Genomic DNA, 20,057 nt, shown 5'->3' with positions numbered 1-20,057 from the left:
GACGTGCGGGGGCGACTATCATACCGGCAAACGTTCGCAGGCCATATCACGCAAAGTGCGGTGCTTATGGTTTCTGGGAATAAGCAGATGAATGTCGCACCGGTGGTGCGACTTTTGAGTTCAGCGGTGAATCGAAGGGCCCCTTCGCGAGCAAGCCCGCTCCCACAGGAGGGTGGCGGTGTTGGTTATACAATCTGCGGACGACACACATCCAAAGTGGGAGCGGGCTTGCTCGCGAAGGCGTCAGCCGTCACGCCGCCGTCATCGGCAATCAGCCGAAAATTCAAGCGCAACCCCGCCCCACCATTCTCCGCCCACAACATCCCACCCTGCCTTTGCACCGCATTCCTGGCAATGCTCAACCCCAGCCCAAAACCGCCATCCCCCGGGCGCGAGCCGTCGAGGCGGGTGAAGGGCGAGAAGATCCGTTGCAGATCGCCCTCGGCCACCCCGCCGCCCTGATCCTCCAGCCACAAATGCCAGTAATCGCCGTCACGCCGTCCATCGAGGCGCACGATGCCGCCCTCGGGCGAATGACGGATGGCGTTGCGCAGAATGTTCTCCAGCGCCTGCGCTAAAGTATTGAGATTGCCGCGCACCCAGCACGACGCCGGCACCGCGCATTGCAATTGCAGACTCGGCCAGCCGCTTTCATAACAGGCGTTGTCGGTGAGCATTTCCCACAGCGCCTGAATCTGGATCGCCTCGTCCGGCAGCGGCGCACGTTCGGTGTCGAGCCACGCCAGTTGCAGGGTGTCTTCGACCAGTCGTTGCATGCCGTCGACTTCACGGCCGATGCGCTCGCGCAGTTGCCGTAGATCCTGTTCGCTTTCACTGGCCACCCGCAGCCGGCTCAGCGGCGTGCGCAGTTCATGGGACAGGTCGCGCAGCAATTGCTGTTGCAAGGCGACGGTGGATTGCAGGCGTTCGGACATTGAATCGAAGGCCCGCGCCAGTTCACCGAGTTCGTCCGGGCGCTGGGTAATGCCGCTCGACAGACGCACATTCAATTGGTCGGCACGCCACGCATTGGCCTGCTCACGCAGGTTGTTCAGCGGCACCACCAGCAAGCGATACAGACCGACACACAGCAACAGAGTGAACAGCCCCGGAATCACGCCATTGGTGATCACCCGCCAGAACACCCGGTATTTCCCCGGCAGGAAGCGCTCGGGCAACTCGATTACCAGACTGCCGGCGGACGGATTCTGCGGAAACGGTACGCGCAGCCATGGCCGGCCTTGCTTGTGGATCGGCCAGTCGAGGCCGCGTAAAAAGGTCAGGTGCTGGATTTCCTGTTCATTCAGCGGATCGCTGCTCAACGACTGCAGATTGCGGTCGATCACCCCGACCCAGGCGGCCTCACGCAGCTCCATGCTCTGCAACCAGTTATCGACCCCGTCGCGCTCACCACGCTGCCACGCGCGCTCGGCTTCGCTGGCATAACGGCTCAGAGTGCCGCGCGCCTCGTCGGAGAGATACTGGTTGCGCTCTTCCATGTAGCGGCCCCAGGACCAGCTCAGCCAGATCATCAACAGACAGAACGCTACCAGCAGACACGCCAGTTTCCAGAACAGCGAATGCCGCCCCGGCAGGTCAGAGACTTTCATCGGATGCACTCAGCACATAACCCTTGCCCCACACCGTGCGCACTTCCCGTTCGGCGTAACCGATGGCCTTGAGTTTGCGGCGGATCTGGCTGATGTGCATGTCGAGGCTGCGGTCGTGGGCCGCATAGCCGCGTTGCAGCACATGCTGATAAAGGAAGGCCTTGCTCAGCACTTCTTCGTCGTTGCGATTGAGGGTTTCCAGCAGACGGTATTCGCTGCGGGTCAGGCCGGCAGCATGCTGGTTATAGAAGACTTCGCACTGTTCGTCGTCGAAGCGCAGCGCGCCGTGGATCGCAGCCGGGGCAATCGCTGCCGGGCGCCGATCCAGCGCCACCCGGCGCAAGATCGCCTCGATCCGCACATGCAGCTCGGCCATGCTGAACGGCTTGGGCAGGTAATCATCGGCGCCCAGGCGAAAACCGCTGATGCGGTCGGCCTCGGCGCCTAGCGCCGACATCAGCAGCACCGGCGTCGAATGGCTCTGGCGCAATTGCGTCAGCACCTTCAGGCCGTCGAGCCCCGGCAGCAGAATGTCCATCAGCACCACGTCGAACGGCTGGTGACGCGCAATGTTCAGCCCTTCCTGACCGTTCTGGCACCAGGTCACCGCAAAGCCGCTGCGGCCCAGATGCTCGTGAACATAGGCGCCCAGCACCGGGTCGTCCTCAATGGCGAGAATGCGTGGCAGGTCGGTGGAAACAGGAGTCATGAGTATCTGCTAATAATTCTCAGTTGGCCGATTATTCAAGATTGCCCGCCATCGGGCAACCCAAGCTTGACCGGCCGGACAAACGCGCCAGGCCGCGCCGACCAATGGCGACATGATTTTTCCGAAGATTGCCCGCCTGCAAATCGCTACACTGCGCCAATGTCGCGTGCCGGACGCACGTGCGAGTCAACAGTTCAGCGGGATGCAGGAGATGGGTGTGCTCAAGAAACTGGGAATCAAAGGTCGCGTGTTGTTGCTGACCCTGTTGCCCACCAGCCTGATGGCGTTGGTGCTCGGTGGCTATTTCACCTGGATGCAACAGTCCGATTTGCAGACCCAATTGATGCAGCGCGGTGAAATGATCGCCGAGCAACTGGCGCCGCTGGTGGCGCCCGCCATGGGCCACGGCAACACCGATCTGCTCGAACGCATCGCCACCCAGTCCCTCGAACAACCTGACGTGCGCGCCGTCACCTTCCTCGCCCCCGACCGCACACCGCTGGCGCACGCCGGCCCGACCATGCTCAATCAGGCGCCCAGCGGTGACAGTGCACAACTGCAACGGCGCAGCGGCAATGACGCCACCCGTTACCTGATGCCGGTGTTCGGCAAGCATCGCAACCTCGCTGGTGATCTGATCCCCGAAGAATCCGACCGTCTGCTCGGCTGGGTCGAACTGGAGCTGTCGCACAACGGCATGCTGCTGCGCGGTTATCGCAGCCTGTTTGCCAGCCTGCTGCTGATTGCCGCCGGTCTGGCGGGCGCGGCCCTGCTCGCGTTGCGCATGGGCCGCACCATCAACCGCCCGCTGAGCCAGATCAAACAGGCGGTTGCCCAGCTCAAGGACGGTCATCTGGAAACCCGCCTGCCACCGCTCGGCAGTCAAGAACTGGACGAGCTCGCCTCGGGCATCAACCGCATGGCCGGCACCCTGCAGAACGCTCGCGAAGAACTGCAGCACAGCGTCGATCAGGCCACCGAAGACGTGCGGCAGAATCTGGAAACCATCGAGATCCAGAACATCGAACTGGACCTGGCGCGCAAAGAAGCACTGGAGGCGAGCCGGATCAAATCCGAGTTCCTCGCCAACATGAGCCATGAGATCCGCACGCCGCTCAACGGCATTCTCGGTTTCACGCATCTGTTGCAGAAAAGCGAACTGACCCCACGCCAGCTCGACTATCTGGGCACCATCGAAAAGTCCGCTGACAGCCTGCTGGGGATCATCAACGAGATTCTCGATTTCTCGAAGATCGAGGCCGGCAAACTGGTACTCGACCACATCCCGTTCAATCTTCGCGACCTGTTGCAGGACACCCTGACCATCCTGGCCCCGGCCGCCCACGCCAAGCAGTTGGAGCTGGTGAGTCTGGTCTATCGCGACACGCCGCTGTCACTGGTCGGCGACCCGCTGCGCCTCAAGCAGATCCTCACCAACCTGGTCAGCAACGCGATCAAATTCACCCGCGAAGGCACCATCGTCGCCCGCGCCATGCTTGAAGAAGAACACGAAGACAGCGTGCAGTTGCGCATCAGCATTCAGGACACCGGCATCGGCCTGTCGAGTCAGGACGTGCGCGCGTTGTTCCAGGCATTCAGTCAGGCCGACAACTCGCTGTCGCGCCAACCCGGCGGTACTGGTCTGGGCCAGGTGATCTCCAAGCGTCTGATCGAACAGATGGGTGGCGAAATCGGCGTCGACAGCACCCCGGGCGAAGGCTCGGAATTCTGGATCAGCCTGAGCCTGCCGAAAACCCGCGACGATAGCGAAGACCTGCCGGGCCCGCCACTGCTCGGGCGTCGCGTGGCGGTGCTGGAAAATCACGAACTGGCTCGTCAGGCGCTGCAGCATCAACTGGAAGACTGCGGCCTCGATGTCACGCCGTTCAATACGCTGGAGAGCCTGACCAACGGCGTCACCGGCGCGCACCAGACCGATCAGGCGATCGACCTTGCGGTGCTCGGCATCACCAGCAACGACATGCTCCCGGAGCGCCTGAACCAGCACATCTGGGACCTGGAACACCTCGGTTGCAAAGTGCTGGTGCTGTGCCCGACCACCGAACAGACGCTGTTCCATCTCTCGGTGCCCAACCCGCACAGCCAGCTCCAGGCGAAACCGGCCTGCACGCGCAAATTGCGTCGGGCGCTGGCGGATCTGGCCAATCCACGCCAGCCGCGCAACGAGCCGGGTGAGCCGCTGTCGAGCCGCGCGCCGAAAGTGCTGTGCGTCGACGACAACCCGGCCAACCTGTTGCTGGTGCAGACCCTGCTCGAAGACATGGGCGCCAAGGTTCTGGCCGTGGAAAGCGGCTACGCAGCAGTCAAAGCGGTGCAGAGCGAATCCTTCGATCTGGTGCTGATGGACGTACAGATGCCGGGCATGGACGGACGCCAGACCACCGAAACCATTCGCCAGTGGGAAAGCGAACGGCATAGCACGCCGCTGCCGATCGTCGCCCTCACCGCCCACGCCATGGCCAACGAAAAACGCGCCTTGCTGCAAAGCGGCATGGATGACTACCTGACCAAGCCGATCAGCGAGCGGCAACTGGCGCAAGTGGTGCTGAAGTGGACCGGTCTGGCCTTGCGCAATCAAGGAACGGAACGGGCCAGCGACAGCGCGGCGGGTGGCAGTGAGTTGCCGGTGCTCGACCACGAAGAAGGCTTGCGTCTGGCCGCCGGCAAGGCCGATCTGGCAGCCGACATGCTGGCCATGTTGCTCGCCTCGCTGGAGGCTGACCGCGAAGCCATTCGTGCCGCCAGTGAAGCCCGGGATCAGAACGCACTGATCGAGCGCGTGCATCGCCTGCACGGTGCGACCCGATATTGTGGCGTGCCGCAGTTACGCGCGGCCTGCCAGCGCAGTGAAACCCTGCTCAAACAGGGCGATCCGAAGGCAGTGGTGGCGCTGGAAGAACTGGAGCGGGCGATCAATCGACTCGCGACGCAAGCCAGGATCAGCGCCTGATCCACGGCAATGCCGGCAGCGGCATCCGCCGTTAAAGTGGTGGCCGTCAACGCTGACTCGCCACCCCGTTCCAGGAGGAATTCATGCGCACGCTCGTTTTCAGCAGCCAGACCTACGACCGCGACAGTTTCCTCGCCGCCGACTGCCCGGCCGGGCTGGAACTGCACTTTCAGCCGGCCCGGCTCAGTCTCGACACCGCCGCCCTGGCCGAACAGCATGAGGTGGTTTGCGCCTTCATCAATGACGACCTCAGTGCACCGGTGCTGGAACGCCTTGCCGCCGGCGGTACGCGACTGATCGCCCTGCGCTCGGCGGGCTACAACCATGTTGATCTGCTCGCGGCAAAACGCCTCGGGCTGGCCGTGGTGCGGGTACCGGCCTACTCGCCACATGCGGTGGCCGAACACGCAGTGGCGCTGATTCTGGCACTCAACCGACGCCTGCACCGCGCCTACAACCGCACCCGCGAAGGCGATTTCACGCTGCACGGCCTGACGGGTTTCGATCTGGTGGGCAAGACCGTGGGGATTGTCGGCACCGGGCAGATCGGCGCGACGTTCGCGAAAATCATGCACGGTTTCGGTTGCCAATTGCTGGCCTACGACCCGTACCCAAACCCTGAGGTCGTGGCGCTGGGCGCACGTTACCTGAGTCTGCCGGAGCTGCTCGCGCAGTCGCGGATCATCAGCCTGCACTGCCCGCTCAATACCCAAAGCAAACACTTGATCAACCGCGAGTCACTGGCACACCTGCAACCGGGTGCGATGTTGATCAACACCGGACGCGGCGGCCTGGTCGACACGCCGGCGCTGATCGACGCCTTGAAGGACGGCCAACTGGGCTATCTGGGACTGGATGTGTATGAAGAAGAGGCGCAGCTGTTTTTCGAGGATCGCAGCGACTTGCCGTTGCAGGACGACGTATTGGCGCGGCTGCTGACCTTCCCGAACGTGATCATCACCGCGCATCAGGCGTTTCTGACCCATGAAGCGCTGGGCGCGATTGCCGCGACCACCCTGCACAACATCGCGACCTGGGCTGCAGGTGCACCGCAGAACCAGGTCGAGGGTTGAAGGCTTGCCGGTTTACTTCGGCGACAGCGACGAGGCCAGGATCAGCAACGCCAGCCAGCCAAAACCGAAAAAGCGCTGCTTCATCGAATGACCGTTACGCAGCAGGAACCAGACAAAGACCATCGGCAGCAGGAACACCATGATCTTCAACCAGCCTTCCACCGGCCGCGAACCGTCGGCGTTGGGCTGAAGTTGAGGTGCGGGCTCGGGTTGCCGACGACGGCGGCCGAGCGCGGCCGGTGTGACTTTCGGCGCAGGCTCCGGGGCTGGCGCCGGGACGAAGGCTTCAGGCACGGATTTGTTGCGCGGCAGGCTGCCAAATGAAATCGTCGCGGCGGCGGCTTGCGCCGGTGTGTGCTCGTGCTGCTGCGCCATCGGAGCACCACAATGAATGCACGCCTTTGCTTCCGAGCTGATGCTCCGCTTGCATTCATAACATTCGATCAGCGCCATGTTCCGTTCCCTCAGAGTGAAGGGCGGCAGTTTGCCATGAGCGCCGGACGATTTGAACCGGATCGAAGGTCGCACGTGTACGCCATCCTGCAATCCAGCCCGTGCTAGCATGTCGCGCAGATTTGGAGGACCCATGGTCGAACACGATTTCCGCTACACCCTGATGAACCCGCAACACACCCTCACCGAATGCCGCGCCCTCGTACCGGGCCGCTATCAGGTTACCGGCAACGGTGGCTCGATCCGCAACGGTGATGTCCTGTTGGTCACCCTCAAAGGCAGCAAGGACTTGTCCATGCGCCTGACCGTCGACACCGTGCGCCACCTGATCAATCCGCCGGGCCAATGGACCGCGATGACCACCGGCCCGGTCTTCGGCGAACTGGCGATCCACACCTGGCAGGTCAACTGCGACAGCTGCGCCAAAGAGCTGAACTTCGAGTTCGCCGTGGACGCCAGGCTGGGCAAGACTGCCGAGAAACCGGCCGCCACGGCGCGCATCGCCGAGCTGGGCTGGAAAGCCGTCGGCGACAAGCACCTGTGCCCGAAATGCCAGGAGCCTGCGTGATGAAACGCCTTGCCTTGCCGCTGCTGGTCGGTGCCGCTCTGGTGGGCTGCGCCGCAGAGCCTGTGCAATTGCAGCAAAACCGCAGCTACATTCTGGAGTGGATCGGCGAGCGGCCATTGATGGATTACAGCCATCTGACCGTGACCCTTGGTGACGATGGCCGCGCATATGGCAACGGCGGTTGCAACCACTGGTTCGCGCCGTACACCCTCGAAGGCGACAAGCTGAGCTTCGGCCCGATCGGCAAGACCCGCAAACTCTGCGCCCCGGCGCTGATGGAGCAGGAACAACGCTTCCTGCAGGCGCTGCAAGGCGTTGAGCGCTGGGACATCTCGCCGATCGAGCAGATGCGCTTCTGGCCGGCCGAAGGCAAGCCGTTGCGTTGGTGGCTGGAAGAGGGTTAACCCTCAAGAACGCCAAACCCTCACCCTAACCCTCTCCCAAAGGGAGAGGGAACTGATTGGGGGGTTCTGAAAGTGTGCGCCGACTTGAAGGATCTTCGCTGAATCCATAATCGACACGATCTTCCAGGTCGATGGAAGCGCCAGACACCTCGGTCAGCTCCCTCTCCTTCTGGGAGAGGGCTGGGGTGAGGGTTGCTCTTTAGAGGCAGCTCACTTCGTCGCCTGCAACGCCTCCAGCTTGGCCATCACCCCCGCCGCCGTCTGCTCGCCCATCAACTGCTCACGCACCTTTCCCTTGTTGTCGATGATGTAAGTCACCGGCAAGGCCTCACTGCGCGGCAGGTCGAACAGGTCGGCCGGATCCTGCGCCAGCACGGTGAACTTGATGCCCAGCTTCTCGCTGGCAGATTTCAGGTCTTCACCCTGAACGTTGTCGAAGTTGACCCCGAACACCCCAACATTCTTGCTCTTGAGTTCGTCCGCCAAATGATTGAGCTCAGGAATTTCCGTGCGGCACGGGCCACACCATTCGGCCCAGTAATTGATGACTACCCATTGTTTGTCCAGACGCTCGGACGCGACCTTCTGACCATTCTGGTCAATGCCGTAGTCATTGCCGCAGCCCCCCAGCATCAACGCCCCGATTATCGTCAATGCCGCTGCCAATCGCCGTGTCATGTCATGTTCCCTGGTCAAAAATTGAATGCGCCTGCGACCCATCGCCTCTGAAGGTTCTGGATTGCGCGCTGCACAGTTAGAATAGCCGCCACTTTACGCCAGAAGCGACCTGCCATGACCGATCTGACGCTTTATCACAATCCGCGCTGCTCGAAATCCCGCGGCGCGCTGGAACTTCTTGAGGCCCGTGGCCTGACCCCGAACGTGGTGCGTTACCTCGAAACCCCGCTGAATGCGGTGCAAATCAAGGCACTGCTCGGCAAGCTCGGGATCAGCGCGCGTCAGTTGCTGCGCAGCGGAGAAGATGAATACAAAATGCTTCAGCTGGCTGACGAAAGCCTCAGCGAAGCGCAATTGATTGCCGCCATCGCCGAACACCCGAAACTGATGGAACGACCGATTCTCGAAGTCGGCGACAAGGCTGTGATCGGTCGTCCGCCGGAAAATGTGCTGGAGCTGCTGCCGTGAGCACGCCCTACATTCTGGTTCTGTATTACAGCCGCAACGGTTCGACCAACGAGATGGCCCGGCAGATTGCCCGCGGTGTCGAACAGGCCGGCCTCGAAGCGCGCCTGCGGACCGTGCCGGCAATCTCAACCGAGTGTGAGGCGGTCGCCCCGGACATCCCGGAAGACGGTGCGCTCTACGCCACCCTCGATGACCTGAAGAACTGCGCCGGCCTCGCCCTTGGCAGCCCGACGCGCTTTGGCAACATGGCCGCACCGCTCAAGTATTTCCTAGACGGCACCAGTAACCTGTGGCTGACCGGTGCACTGGTCGGTAAACCGGCCGGCGTGTTCACCTCCACCGCCAGCCTGCACGGCGGCCAGGAAACCACCCTGCTGTCGATGATGCTGCCGCTGTTGCACCACGGCATGCTGATCACCGGCCTGCCGTATAGCGAGTCGGCGCTGCTGGAAACCCAGGGCGGCGGTACGCCGTATGGCGCCAGTCATCATGCCGGGGCCGATGGCAAGAAAGGTCTCGATCAGCACGAGATGGCGCTGTGTCGTGCACTCGGCGCACGCCTGGCCAAGACCGCGCAAAAACTGGAGGGCTAAGGGTGGCGAAGAAGCCGAAAGTCCTGCCCTCCGTCGAGTGGCTCGAACCCCGCGTCAAGGCGATGCGGATCGTCAGCCTGTTGTGCTTCTTCGGCCTCGCCGGGCTGCTCGCCGCTTACTACCTGGTGTTCGCCGACCTGCACGGCGCCCGACCGTGGGTGATCCTGCTGGTCGAGCTGATCCCGTGGCTGATCCTTGCGCCGGGGATGCTGATGGGCAACGCGCGTGCGCACTCGTGGATGTGTTTTGTGGTGAATCTGTATTTCATCAAGGGCGCATTGGCAGCGTATGACCCGAACCGGCAGCTGTTCGGGGTGCTGGAGATGGCCGCGAGCCTGGCGCTGTTCTGCTCGGCGCTGCTGTATGTGCGGTGGCGGTATCAGTTGAATCGCAAGCTGGCTGGCGAGGGCGAGATTTCCGTCGCCTGAGCTGACGCCTTCGCGAGCAAGCCCGCTCCCACAGTTTTTGTGTCGGTCACAAAATTGTGATTCAACAAGGATCCTGTGGGAGCGGGCTTGCTCGCGAATGGGGCGACGCGGTCTTAATGGTTGACGGTGTACGCGAGCATCATCGAAATCTGGCTCATCGGCCGCCCACCACTCTGTTCATGCCACTGGTTGAACGCGTTCTGCACAATCGCCAGATCGCGCAGACTGGTCGGCGCCTTGTCGACGATCTTCTGTGCATTCAGCGCCGCGACCACGTCGTAGCTCGGCACGAACGTGTCCTTGCCGACCATCCGCAGGAAGCGCGGCGCCGACAGCCCGCCCAACTGACTCCCATGCTTTTTCAGGTAGGTCCACAGACCGACGATATCGGTCACCGGCCAGTCGGCGATCAGCGCGCCGAAACTGCCCTTGTCCTTTTCCACATCGAGGATGAACTGGGCATTGCGCGGCACGCTCTTGAGCTTGCCCAGGTGGCGAATGATTCGCGCGTCCTGCATCAGGCGCTCGAGATGCTCGGCGCTCATCAGCACGACTTTTTCCGGGTCGAACTTGAAGAACACTTCTTCAAAGGCAGGCCACTTGGCATCCACCAGGCTGTGCTTGAGCCCGGCGCGGAACACGCGCAGGGCCATGGTCGAGAGGTAACGATCGTCGCTGATCTTGCGCAGTTGCGCGGGAGTCTTGGGAACGGGCAGATGGGCTTCCAGTTCAGCCGCCGAACCGAAGCGGTTCAGACAGTATTCGTGCAGCCACTTGTAATCGCGCATGCCCTCTCCTATTGAATGAAACAAAAAACCAATGTGGGAGCGGGCTTGCTCGCGAAGACTGAGTGTCAGTCGGCGCATATAGCGACTGATACACCGCCTTCGCGAGCAAGCCCGCTCCCACAGGGACAGTGTTTACAGATTGACGACGTTAACGAACCGCGAAGCCGCGGTCTCGTCGATCTTCAGGCTGGTGAAGTCGAACAGGTTGCGGTCGGCCAGTTGCGACGGCACCACGTTCTGCAGACTGCGGAAGATGCTTTCAGTTCGGCCCGGAGTCTTGCGCTCCCAGTCCTGAAGCATTTCCTTGACCACCTGACGCTGCAGGTTTTCCTGCGAACCACAGAGGTTGCACGGGATGATCGGGAATTCCTTGAAGTCCGAGTAGGCCTGGATGTCTTTCTCGTTGCAGTAGGCCAGCGGACGGATCACCACGTTACGCCCGTCGTCGGCGCGCAGCTTCGGCGGCATCGCCTTGAGGGTGCCGTTGAAGAACATGTTGAGGAAGAACGTCTCGACGATGTCATCGCGATGGTGACCGAGGGCCATCTTGGTCGCGCCGATTTCGTCGGCGAAGGTGTACAGCGTGCCGCGACGCAGGCGCGAACACAGCGAGCAGGTGGTCTTGCCTTCCGGCACCAGTTCCTTGACCACCGAGTAGGTGTCCTTCTCGACGATGTGGTACTCGACGCCCAGCTCTTTCAGGTAGGCCGGCAGTACGTGCTCGGGGAAGCCCGGCTGCTTCTGGTCCATGTTCACCGCGACGATCTCGAACTTGATCGGTGCAACCTTCTGCAGGTGCAGCAGCACGTCGAGCATGGTGTAGCTGTCCTTGCCCCCGGACAGGCAGACCATGACCTTGTCGCCGTCTTCGATCATGTTGAAATCGGCGACCGCTTCGCCGGCCAGGCGGCGCAGGCGCTTTTGCAGTTTGTTCTGGTTGACCGTAAGAGTGCCCATGACGCGAAATCCGTGAGGTGTGACGAAAGGCGGGCATTTTACGCAAAAACCCGGGGAGCGCGAAGGGCCGTGGGTCTGTCACTTTCAACCGATCCCCTGTGGCGAGGGAGCTTGCTCCCGCTGGGGTGCGAAGCGCCCCCAAACCTGCAGCCGCTATTTTCCTGACGCACCGAACCGCAAGGATTGGCGACTGCTGCGCAGCCGAGCGGGAGCAAGCTCCCTCGCCACAGAGGTGATCCGGCCTCAAATGTGCAAGACCCTGCCGCGATTACACCCCGTGTTTACAGCGCAATTTGCTCTAAGCCCCTAGTCCCTGTGCGGTTAAGTCCTTTCTATACTGCGACATAAGGTCGCACACATCTGAAGACCTGAATTTGCTCGGCCACCTTGGCCCGTAGGCGCTCCGCTGGGGGGCGATGGCAATAACAAGAGGAGTGACTGGCATGATCCATCACGTAGTGGGACTTTTTACCCACCCCGATCAGGAATGGAAGGAAATCCGTGGCGACCAAGAGGAAAGCATCAGCCACATGTACCTGACGCACACGCTGATCCTGGCGGCGATTCCGGCGGTTTCGGCGTTTATCGGCACCACTCAGGTCGGCTGGGTGATCGGCAATCGCGCACCGGTGATGCTCACCGTGGAAAGTGCGATCTGGATGACCGTGATGTCGTACCTGGCGATGCTCGGCGGGGTCGCGGTGATGGGCGCGTTCGTGCACTGGATGGCCCGCACCTATGACGCCAATCCGAGTCTGGCCCGTTGCGTGGCATTCGCCACCTACACCGCGACACCGTTGTTCGTCGGCGGGCTGGCGGCGCTGTATCCGCACATGTGGCTGGGAATGATCGTCGGCACGGCGGCCATCTGCTACACGGTGTATCTGCTGTACGTGGGGCTGCCAACGTTCATGAACATTCCATCGGACGAAGGCTTCCTGTTTTCCAGCTCAGTGCTGGCGGTGGGTCTGGTGGTGCTGGTGGCCATCATGGCGTTCACCGTGATTGTCTGGGGCCTCGGCGTGGGGCCGGTGTATACCAACTGACAAGCTTCACCCCAGAGAAAAACAAGATCTGCCAATACAGGCCGCCGCAAGGCGGCCTTCTCGTTTGGCGGATGACCATTCGGCAGGTCAGCGATTCGCAAGTCAGGAACGTTGCGGCATACTCGACGCCTCTGGAGATCCATCAAGCATGCCCGAGCAACTCAATACCCGCGTCGAAGACTGTTACCAACTCGCTGAAGCCTTTTTCAAACGTCATTTCCAACGCCCGGTCGTCAGCCTCAAGCTGCGCGGGCAAAAAGCCGGTGTCGCGCATCTGCACGAGAACCTGCTGCGCTTCAACCCGCAGCTGTACCGGGAAAACACCGAACACTTCCTCAAGCAGACCGTGGCCCACGAAGTCGCGCACCTGATCGCCCATCAACTGTTCGGCGACCGCATCCAGCCGCACGGCGAGGAATGGCAACTGATCATGCGCGGGGTTTACGAGCTGCCGCCGGATCGCTGCCACACCTACGCAATCAAACGCCGCAGCGTGACCCGCTACATCTACAAATGCCCGTGCGCCGACAGTGATTTTCCGTTTTCGGCGCAGCGTCATAGCCTGGTGCGCCAAGGGCGACGGTATTTATGCCGTAGATGCCGCAACACTTTGGTGTTCAGTGGTGAGATGCGGGTGGAATAGCCGGTTTGGTGCTGTCGCCGCCGACGCCTTCGCGAGCAAGCCCGCTCCCACATTTTGAAATGCATTCCCCTGTGGGAGCGGGCTTGCTCGCGAAAGGGCCGGCACAGACGCTAGAGAATCACCTTGGCACGCCGCAACTCGGCAATCCGCTCAGCACCAAAGCCCAACTCCCCCAACACCTGCTCAGTATGCTGTCCCAACCCTGCGCCAACATGCCGCGGCGCCGGCAGCGCTTCGGAGAATTTCAGCGGACAGGCGATCTGCGCCTGGGTCGTGCCATCGCCACGCGGCACCTGGGTCACCAGTTCACGCGCCTGCAACTGCGGATGCTGCACCGCCTCGCTCAGGTTCAAGACCGGTTCGACACAGGCATCGACCTCGGCAAACAACGCGCGCAGCTCGGCAAAGTCGTGCTTCTCGAATTCGACTTTCAACGCATCCTTCAATAACCGTTGCTGCTCGGGTTTCGGCGACAAGCCCTGCGCCGCCAGCTCCGGCCGGCCCAACGCCGTACACAGCTGCTGCATGAACCCCGGTTCCAGACTGCCCACCGACAGCCAGCGCCCGTCGCGCGAGCGGTAGTAGTCGTAGAAGCTGCCGCCATTGAGCATCTGCTCTTCCCAATGCGGTTCGTCGCCACAGGCCAGATAGCCGGCACCGGCCATGGCGTTCAGGCTGAAGGCGCAATCGGTCATGCTCACGTCCAGATGCGTGCCCTGCCCGGTCTGCTGCCGGGCGATGACCGCCGCCAGCAGGCCGATCACCCCATGCAGCGAACCACCCGCGATATCCGCCACCTGCATGCCCAGCGGCAACGGCCCGCTGTCGGCGCGGCCGGTGTAACTGGACAGCCCGGCCAAGGCGAGGTAGTTGATGTCATGTCCGGCGCGATCCTTGTACGGCCCGGTCTGGCCGTAGCCGGTGATCGACACGTAAATCAGCTTCGGGTTGATCGCCTTCAGCGCCTCATAACCCAGACCCAGACGCTCCATTACACCGGGGCGGAACTGCTCGAGGACAATGTCGTAGTCGGCCAGCAACTGCCTGACCACCTCCAGCGCTTCCGGCTGTTTGAGATCCAGCGCCAGGCTGCGCTTGTTGCGATTGAGGTAAGCGTGGCTGGCCGACACACCTTGATCGTGCGGCGGCAGCATCCGCAGCAGGTCCATGCGCGTCGGTGATTCAATGCGCAGCACTTCGGCGCCCATGTCCGCCAGCAACAGCGAGGCGAACGGCCCTGGCAGCAGGGTCGAGAAATCCAGAATCTTCAGTGAGGCCAGCGGCGCGGACATGGGCGATCTCCTTGGGCGATGCACTCAGCCTAGGCAGCGATGCCGCGCACGGCAATCACCGGATGCATCAGCGGCAGTGACCGTAATGCTCAAATCGCAGGCAATAAAAAACCCCTGTAGCGAGGGGATTCATCCCCGATGGACTGCTCAGCAGTCCCCTTCTATCTAAGAAGGGGCCGCTTCGCGACCCATCGGGGATGAATCCCCTCACCACAAGGGCTTTCAGACTCCAGCATTACACTGGAGCCAATTCAGATTACTTGACGTTGCTCGGAGTAGCACCTTCAGCCATACCCAGGTCATCTTCCGGACGGGTATCGGCGATACCGCGACCGCCCGAAGCCAGCTCGGATTGCAGCACGTCGGTGTCCAGCTCTTTCACCCACTTGGCAACCACGATGGTCGCGACGGCGTTGCCGACCAGATTGGTCAGGGCGCGGGCTTCGGACATGAAGCGGTCGATACCGAGGATCAGCGCCAGACCGGCCACCGGCAAGTGACCGACCGCCGACAGAGTGGCGGCCAGCACGATGAAGCCCGAACCGGTCACACCGGCGGCACCTTTGGAGGACAGCAGCAACACCACCAGCAGAGTGATCTGATGGGTGATGTCCATGTGCGTGTCGGTGGCCTGAGCAATGAACACTGCAGCCATGGTCAGGTAGATCGCGGTACCGTCGAGGTTGAACGAGTAACCGGTCGGGATCACCAGACCCACGACGGATTTCTTCGCGCCCAGACGCTCCATCTTGATCAGCATGCGTGGCAGTACCGATTCCGACGAGGAAGTACCCAGTACGATCAGCAGCTCTTCACGGATGTAGCGGATCATCTTCAGCACGCTGAAGCCGTGCATGCGGGCGATGGCACCCAGCACGATCAGGATGAACGCCAGGCAGGTGATGTAGAAGCAGGCCATCAGTTGACCCAACTGCACCAGGGAGCCGACACCGTAAGCACCGATGGTGAACGCCATCGCGCCGAAGGCACCGATTGGCGCGAGCTTCATGATCATGTTGATGATGTTGAACATCACGTGGGCGAAGCGATCGATGAAGTCGAGGATCGGACGGCCATAGTCACCCAGGCGATGCAGGGCGAAACCGAAGATCACCGAGAACATCAGCACTTGCAGGATGTCACCGGTAGCGAACGCGCCGACGATGGTGGTCGGGATCACGTTGAGCAGGAAGCCGACAACGCTCTGGTCTGCGCCTTGCTGCACGTAAGTCGCGACTTTCGAGGCGTCCAGAGTGCTGACGTCGATGTGCATGCCGTTGCCCGGCTGCACGATGTTGACCACGATCAGGCCGACCAGCAGGGCAATGGTTGAAACGATTTCGAAGTACAGGAGTGCATAACCGCCGGTTTTGCCGACCGACTTCATGCTTTGCATGCCAGCGATGCCGCTGACCACGGTGCAGAAGATGATCGGGGCGATGATCATTTTGATCAGCTTGATGAATCCGTCACCCAGTGGCTTTACCGCCACACCGAACTGCGGGTAGTAGTGACCAAGGGCAATACCGATGATGATCGCGACGATCACCTGGAAATACAGGGATTTGTACAGTGGCTGACGAGTCGTCATTGCAAGTGTCCTCAAGCGTCCCGCGGGCAACATCCATCTGTTGGGCGCAGAACCTGAATTGCGAACCCTCCTGCACTGGAGGGATTTGTTGTTGGAGCGGCGCTATTCCCGCGGAATAGACGCACACTTCTGTCGCTCTTATCGCAAACGCCGTGCCACTTTGGTGCAATTCGCTGCAAGCCTTTTGATATCAGGGGATGCAGGCTAATTTTTGTCACTGCCCGGTGACGCCAGTGTGGCGGATTTCCGCCAAGTCAGCGGATCTCGTCCTACAATTTGGCGGAAATCCGCCTTGTTGCCCTGCGCATGCCCCGGCTACCATCCGGCGCTTGAGGAAGGATCTGCCGCTTATGCGCGAACGCACCATCGCCAGTCATTTCGCCCGTGCCGCCCTCGGTGGCGCACGCCGTTCGGGGTTCGACTATTCGCCGCTGCTGCAACAACTTGGGATCAGCCCCGAGTTGCTCGATGAACCACGGGCGAGGATTGCCCCGGAGCAATTCACCCAACTGATCCAGAACCTGTGGCTGGCGCTGGATGACGAATACCTGGGCTTTGGCACCGCGCCGAGCAAGCCCGGCAGCTTCGCGATGATGTGCCACGCCCTGATCCACTGCCGCAACCTGGAGAAGGCACTGCAACGCGGTTTACTGTTTTATAGCCTATTCCCGGGAGCCCCGCGCCTGGACCTGAGCCGCGAAGACGAATGGGTGCGCCTGAGCCTCGATGATTCGCAGTTATGGGACCCGGATCACTTTCTCAGCGAGAGCCTGCTGGTGATCTGGCATCGCCTCGGCAGCTGGCTGATCGGCCAGCGGATTCGTCTGGAGCAGGCCACCTTCAGTTATCCGAAACCGGCGCACGGTGCCGAGTACGACCTGTTATTCCCCTGCCCTTTGGTGTTTTCCGCCCAGCAGAGCAGCCTGTTGTTTCACAGTCGCTATCTGCACATGCCGCTGTTGCAGGACGAACGCACCCTCAAGCACTTTCTCGAACGCTCACCCGCCGACCTGCTATCGCGCCCGGACGACGGCGACAGCCTCAGCAGTCGCCTGCGCCGCTTGCTCAGCCGCGACAGTGCGCAGTGGCCGGACCTCGAAGCGGTGGCCGCGCAGCTGCACATCAGCCCGCAAACCCTGCGTCGGCATTTGCGTGAGGAAGGCAGCAGTTTTCAGGAATTGAAGGATCAGTTGCGCCGCGACATCGCGATCTATCATCTGGGACGGGCGGATCTGTCGTTGCAACAGATTGCCGAGCAGTTGGGGTTTTCCGAGCCGTCGGCGTTTCACCGGGCGTTCAAGAAATGGACCGGGCTGACACCGGGGGCGTATCGGGCGCAGGAGCAGTGAGGCTTTAACGTCAAAAGCCCCTCACCCTAACCCTCTCCCGGAGGGAGAGGGGACTGGATGGGGGAAGCTCGATAAATACGCCGACCTGAAAGCTCTCTGCTGAATCCATATTCGAGGCAAATCACTCAGGTCGATCATTTTCTGGAGACACTCAGGTCAGTTCCCTCTACCTCTGGGAGAGGGCTAGGGTGAGGGCAACTTCCAATTAAACCGCAGGAAACTGAATCCTGAACGCCGCCCCGCCCATCGGCGAATCCCCGAGCATCAGCTTGGCGTTGTAGCTCTCGATGATGTCCTTGACCACCGCCAGCCCGATGCCCTGCCCTGGATGCTGACGATCCAGACGCTCACCACGCTCGAGGATCCGCGCGCGCTGATTCGGCGGCACACCGGGGCCGTCGTCTTCGATACACAATTCGATACCAGCCAGGCTCTCACGCACACTGATGCGCACTTCGCCCAGGCACAGGCGATAGGCGTTTTCCAGCAGGTTGCCCATCATCTCCAGCAGCGCGCCCTGCTCGATCGGCACATAGCAGTGCTCCGGCAGATCGAAGGCTACCCGCACGTGTTTGTCGCGGTAGACCTTGTCGAGGGTGTCGCACAGGCTTTTGAGTACCGGTTGCAGTCGCACTTGATGGCGCACCAGACCACTTTTGCGCAGGCTGGCCCGCTGCAGTTGATAGCTGATCTGCTGGCTCATGCGCTCGATCTGGGTTTGCAGCACCCAGGCTTGATCGCGATCTTCCGGGCGTTGGGCCATGTCTTCACTGACACCTTGCAGTACCGCCAACGGGGTTTTCAGGCTGTGCGCCAGATCATCGAGGGAGTCACGGTAGCGGCTGCGCTGCTGGCGCTCACTGTGCAGCAGACGGTTGAGCGAGCCGGTCAGGCGCAGCAGTTCGCGCGGGTGTTGTTCGCTGAGGCTTTCGCGAGTGCCGCTTTCGATTTCGTCGAGCTCCTGACTCAACCGGCGCAAGGCTTTCAAACTCCAGGTCAGGCCAATCCACAACAGCGCAAGCAAGACAAACAGTGCAGCACCAAAGCCCAGATAAAGGTTGTCGCGCAGGCCTTCGAGCGTCGATTCGTACTCGTGCACCGGTTGCAGGGTCACAAAGCTGAATGCCGCACTCTTGCCCCCGAGCAACTTGACTTCGACGTCGTAGACAAAAAATTCCTGACCGCTGGCCTGGCGAATCCGCGCGAACTCATTGCCCATGCCGTCGTAACGCGGCTTGTAGTTGATCTGCCCTTCTTCTGTGCCCTTGGAGCGCCAGACCAGATGCCCCCCGCGATCATAGATGTAGCCCAGCAGACGCCCGTCAGTAAGGTTGAATCGCTCGTCAGGCAACTGCGCCGGCATCTGCAGGCGACCGTTCTCGATACGTGCCGCCGAAATCAGCGTGGTCACATCCGAGGCCAGGCGCTGCTCGATCGAGTCCTGCAATGCCAGGCTGAACGCGCCTTGCATGGCCGGCAGCAAGCCAAGCATGAACAACACCGCCAACGTGGTGGCGGCGAGCATCAAGCGAACGCGAAGAGAACGAATCAAGTGCAGCGCTCATTGAACAGGTAGCCGAGACCGCGCACGGTTTCGATCGGTTTGAACCCGCCCGGACTTTCAAGCTTGCGACGCAGGCGGCCGACCAGCACTTCGATCACGTTCGGATCGCGCTCGTCGTCGTCCGGATAGAGCTGCTCCATCAGGCGATCCTTGGGCACCACTTGCTGGTGGTGGCGCATCAGGTATTCGAGGATGCGGTATTCGTAGGCAGTCAGCGCCAGCGGCTCTTCATCCAGCGATGCCTGCTTGCGATTGAGGTCCAGCAACAGCGGTCCGGCGACGATGGTGGACTGGGTGAAGCCGCTGGAGCGACGCAGCAAGGCGTTGAGTCGCGCCTCGAGTTCTTCGAACTGGAACGGCTTGACCACGTAGTCGTCGGCACCGGCCGCCAGGCCTTCGACCTTGTCCTGCCAATTGCCGCGCGCGGTGAGGATCAGGATCGGAAAGGTCTTGCCGCTGGAACGCAACTGGCGGATCAGGTCCAGGCCGCCCATGCCCGGCAGGCCGAGGTCGATCACCGCCAGATCGAAGTTGAACTGTCCGGTCTGGTACAGCGCCTCTTCGGCATTGGCCACGGACTCGACCACGTGACCGCTCTCCGTGAGGCGGGTTTGCAGGTGATGGCGCAACAGCGCTTCATCTTCGACGACCAACAGTTTCATAACGCTCTCCCGGGCAAATCAAAAAGCTCCAACGTCAACAGCATACTTGTGAGGGCGAGTCTGCTCGCGAAGGCGACGGCACAGGCGACAACTTTCTCATTGCTGTTCGATAGGCTGCAAGGTTAGCAAGCCGCCCCTGTACCTGCCCTGAACACTCGGTGAACCTGCACTGAATCAAATCGACTAGGCTGTCCTGACCACTTTCGATAA

Annotated in this window: 20 protein-coding genes; 10 read left to right on the top strand and 10 right to left on the bottom strand. The window is 61.4% G+C overall.

Translation table 11 applies throughout. The features are described 5' to 3' along the window. Window positions 1–185 precede the first annotated feature (185 nt). The gene (locus tag M0808_RS06600; protein WP_247840411.1) at window positions 186–1,610 is read right to left on the bottom strand and encodes a sensor histidine kinase; all 1,425 of its coding nucleotides are present in this window, start codon (window positions 1,608–1,610) and stop codon (window positions 186–188) included. Further along, entirely contained in the window at window positions 1,597–2,319 is a 723-nt protein-coding gene (locus tag M0808_RS06595; protein WP_247840409.1) for a response regulator transcription factor, read from the bottom strand. The genes M0808_RS06600 and M0808_RS06595 overlap by 14 nt, the downstream gene beginning before the upstream one ends. Window positions 2,320–2,536: 217 nt before the next feature. On the opposite strand from M0808_RS06595, the gene M0808_RS06590 reads away from it, so the two are divergent. Together M0808_RS06590 and M0808_RS06585 are read left to right on the top strand one after the other, a co-directional pair. After that, entirely contained in the window at window positions 2,537–5,290 is a 2,754-nt protein-coding gene (locus tag M0808_RS06590) for a response regulator (RefSeq protein ID WP_247840642.1), read from the top strand. Between the two features lie 83 nt (window positions 5,291–5,373). Beyond that, entirely contained in the window at window positions 5,374–6,363 is a 990-nt protein-coding gene (locus M0808_RS06585; protein WP_247840407.1) for a 2-hydroxyacid dehydrogenase, read from the top strand. Between the two features lie 12 nt (window positions 6,364–6,375). Here the strand turns inward: M0808_RS06585 and M0808_RS06580 are convergent, their stop codons facing one another. Beyond that, complete coding sequence (locus M0808_RS06580) at window positions 6,376–6,816, bottom strand: hypothetical protein (RefSeq protein ID WP_103368748.1); 441 nt, start codon at window positions 6,814–6,816, stop codon at window positions 6,376–6,378. Between the two features lie 133 nt (window positions 6,817–6,949). Here M0808_RS06580 and M0808_RS06575 point away from each other — a divergent pair, with 133 nt between their 5' ends. After that, on the top strand, window positions 6,950–7,384 hold the full coding sequence (locus M0808_RS06575; RefSeq protein ID WP_202368765.1) for a hypothetical protein: 435 nt from the start codon (window positions 6,950–6,952) through the stop codon (window positions 7,382–7,384). After that, window positions 7,384–7,788, top strand: coding sequence for an META domain-containing protein (locus M0808_RS06570; RefSeq protein ID WP_098965082.1), 405 nt, complete (start codon window positions 7,384–7,386; stop codon window positions 7,786–7,788). The genes M0808_RS06575 and M0808_RS06570 overlap by 1 nt, the downstream gene beginning before the upstream one ends. A gap of 210 nt (window positions 7,789–7,998) precedes the next feature. On the opposite strand, the gene M0808_RS06565 is transcribed toward M0808_RS06570, so the two are convergent. Then, window positions 7,999–8,466, bottom strand: a complete 468-nt coding sequence (locus M0808_RS06565) for a TlpA disulfide reductase family protein (RefSeq protein WP_027612297.1) — start codon at window positions 8,464–8,466, stop codon at window positions 7,999–8,001. A 114-nt stretch (window positions 8,467–8,580) separates the two neighbouring features. Between M0808_RS06565 and arsC the strand changes: the two genes are divergently transcribed. From arsC to M0808_RS06550, 3 genes are read left to right on the top strand one after another with little or no spacing between them, the layout of a single operon-like run. After that, window positions 8,581–8,934: an arsenate reductase (glutaredoxin) gene (gene arsC / locus M0808_RS06560; protein WP_247840405.1), complete on the top strand. Its 354-nt coding sequence runs from the start codon at window positions 8,581–8,583 to the stop codon at window positions 8,932–8,934. Beyond that, entirely contained in the window at window positions 8,931–9,527 is a 597-nt protein-coding gene (gene wrbA, locus M0808_RS06555) for an NAD(P)H:quinone oxidoreductase (protein WP_098965085.1), read from the top strand. The genes arsC and wrbA overlap by 4 nt, the downstream gene beginning before the upstream one ends. A gap of 2 nt (window positions 9,528–9,529) precedes the next feature. Further along, entirely contained in the window at window positions 9,530–9,955 is a 426-nt protein-coding gene (locus M0808_RS06550; protein WP_135296356.1) for a DUF2069 domain-containing protein, read from the top strand. Window positions 9,956–10,068: 113 nt separating this feature from the next. On the opposite strand, the gene M0808_RS06545 is transcribed toward M0808_RS06550, so the two are convergent. Both M0808_RS06545 and ttcA read right to left on the bottom strand, forming a co-directional pair. Next, the gene (locus tag M0808_RS06545; RefSeq protein WP_103368751.1) at window positions 10,069–10,743 is read right to left on the bottom strand and encodes a DNA-3-methyladenine glycosylase I; all 675 of its coding nucleotides are present in this window, start codon (window positions 10,741–10,743) and stop codon (window positions 10,069–10,071) included. 132 nt (window positions 10,744–10,875) lie between these two features. Next, window positions 10,876–11,700, bottom strand: coding sequence for a tRNA 2-thiocytidine(32) synthetase TtcA (gene ttcA, locus M0808_RS06540; protein WP_007968702.1), 825 nt, complete (start codon window positions 11,698–11,700; stop codon window positions 10,876–10,878). Window positions 11,701–12,143: 443 nt separating this feature from the next. On the opposite strand from ttcA, the gene M0808_RS06535 reads away from it, so the two are divergent. Then, the gene (locus tag M0808_RS06535; RefSeq protein WP_007917515.1) at window positions 12,144–12,746 is read left to right on the top strand and encodes a Yip1 family protein; all 603 of its coding nucleotides are present in this window, start codon (window positions 12,144–12,146) and stop codon (window positions 12,744–12,746) included. Window positions 12,747–12,894: 148 nt separating this feature from the next. After that, window positions 12,895–13,389, top strand: a complete 495-nt coding sequence (locus M0808_RS06530; protein ID WP_003227192.1) for a SprT family zinc-dependent metalloprotease — start codon at window positions 12,895–12,897, stop codon at window positions 13,387–13,389. Window positions 13,390–13,499: 110 nt separating this feature from the next. Here the strand turns inward: M0808_RS06530 and M0808_RS06525 are convergent, their stop codons facing one another. After that, a complete protein-coding gene (locus M0808_RS06525) occupies window positions 13,500–14,681 on the bottom strand; it encodes a CaiB/BaiF CoA-transferase family protein (protein ID WP_247840404.1) in 1,182 nt (393 codons plus the stop codon). 256 nt (window positions 14,682–14,937) lie between these two features. Further along, entirely contained in the window at window positions 14,938–16,272 is a 1,335-nt protein-coding gene (locus M0808_RS06520) for a dicarboxylate/amino acid:cation symporter (protein WP_247840402.1), read from the bottom strand. 350 nt (window positions 16,273–16,622) lie between these two features. Between M0808_RS06520 and M0808_RS06515 the strand changes: the two genes are divergently transcribed. Further along, window positions 16,623–17,621: an AraC family transcriptional regulator gene (locus M0808_RS06515; protein ID WP_247840400.1), complete on the top strand. Its 999-nt coding sequence runs from the start codon at window positions 16,623–16,625 to the stop codon at window positions 17,619–17,621. Between the two features lie 205 nt (window positions 17,622–17,826). Here M0808_RS06515 and M0808_RS06510 read toward each other — a convergent pair whose 3' ends face one another. Together M0808_RS06510 and M0808_RS06505 are read right to left on the bottom strand one after the other, a co-directional pair. Then, window positions 17,827–19,173: an ATP-binding protein gene (locus tag M0808_RS06510; RefSeq protein ID WP_247840398.1), complete on the bottom strand. Its 1,347-nt coding sequence runs from the start codon at window positions 19,171–19,173 to the stop codon at window positions 17,827–17,829. Next, on the bottom strand, window positions 19,170–19,847 hold the full coding sequence (locus M0808_RS06505) for a response regulator transcription factor (RefSeq protein ID WP_247840396.1): 678 nt from the start codon (window positions 19,845–19,847) through the stop codon (window positions 19,170–19,172). The genes M0808_RS06510 and M0808_RS06505 overlap by 4 nt, the downstream gene beginning before the upstream one ends. Between the last annotated feature and the right edge of the window lie 210 nt (window positions 19,848–20,057).

Source organism: Pseudomonas sp. MWU12-3103b, assembly GCF_023100615.1.
Taxonomy (GTDB): domain Bacteria; phylum Pseudomonadota; class Gammaproteobacteria; order Pseudomonadales; family Pseudomonadaceae; genus Aquipseudomonas; species Aquipseudomonas putida_A.
The sequence above is the reverse complement of the archived record's forward strand: the minus strand, read 5'-3'. Positions and strand labels throughout refer to the sequence as shown.

Coding starts and splice junctions, on each gene's coding strand:
- M0808_RS06600 (WP_247840411.1), bottom strand. CDS start 1,610: ATGAAAGTCTCTGACCTGCCGGGGCGGCATTCGCTGTTCTGGAAACTG.
- M0808_RS06595 (WP_247840409.1), bottom strand. CDS start 2,319: ATGACTCCTGTTTCCACCGACCTGCCACGCATTCTCGCCATTGAGGAC.
- M0808_RS06585 (WP_247840407.1), top strand. CDS start 5,374: ATGCGCACGCTCGTTTTCAGCAGCCAGACCTACGACCGCGACAGTTTC.
- M0808_RS06580 (WP_103368748.1), bottom strand. CDS start 6,816: ATGGCGCTGATCGAATGTTATGAATGCAAGCGGAGCATCAGCTCGGAA.
- M0808_RS06575 (WP_202368765.1), top strand. CDS start 6,950: ATGGTCGAACACGATTTCCGCTACACCCTGATGAACCCGCAACACACC.
- M0808_RS06570 (WP_098965082.1), top strand. CDS start 7,384: ATGAAACGCCTTGCCTTGCCGCTGCTGGTCGGTGCCGCTCTGGTGGGC.
- M0808_RS06565 (WP_027612297.1), bottom strand. CDS start 8,466: ATGACACGGCGATTGGCAGCGGCATTGACGATAATCGGGGCGTTGATG.
- arsC (WP_247840405.1), top strand. CDS start 8,581: ATGACCGATCTGACGCTTTATCACAATCCGCGCTGCTCGAAATCCCGC.
- M0808_RS06545 (WP_103368751.1), bottom strand. CDS start 10,743: ATGCGCGATTACAAGTGGCTGCACGAATACTGTCTGAACCGCTTCGGT.
- ttcA (WP_007968702.1), bottom strand. CDS start 11,700: ATGGGCACTCTTACGGTCAACCAGAACAAACTGCAAAAGCGCCTGCGC.
- M0808_RS06535 (WP_007917515.1), top strand. CDS start 12,144: ATGATCCATCACGTAGTGGGACTTTTTACCCACCCCGATCAGGAATGG.
- M0808_RS06530 (WP_003227192.1), top strand. CDS start 12,895: ATGCCCGAGCAACTCAATACCCGCGTCGAAGACTGTTACCAACTCGCT.
- M0808_RS06525 (WP_247840404.1), bottom strand. CDS start 14,681: ATGTCCGCGCCGCTGGCCTCACTGAAGATTCTGGATTTCTCGACCCTG.
- M0808_RS06520 (WP_247840402.1), bottom strand. CDS start 16,272: ATGACGACTCGTCAGCCACTGTACAAATCCCTGTATTTCCAGGTGATC.
- M0808_RS06515 (WP_247840400.1), top strand. CDS start 16,623: ATGCGCGAACGCACCATCGCCAGTCATTTCGCCCGTGCCGCCCTCGGT.
- M0808_RS06505 (WP_247840396.1), bottom strand. CDS start 19,847: ATGAAACTGTTGGTCGTCGAAGATGAAGCGCTGTTGCGCCATCACCTG.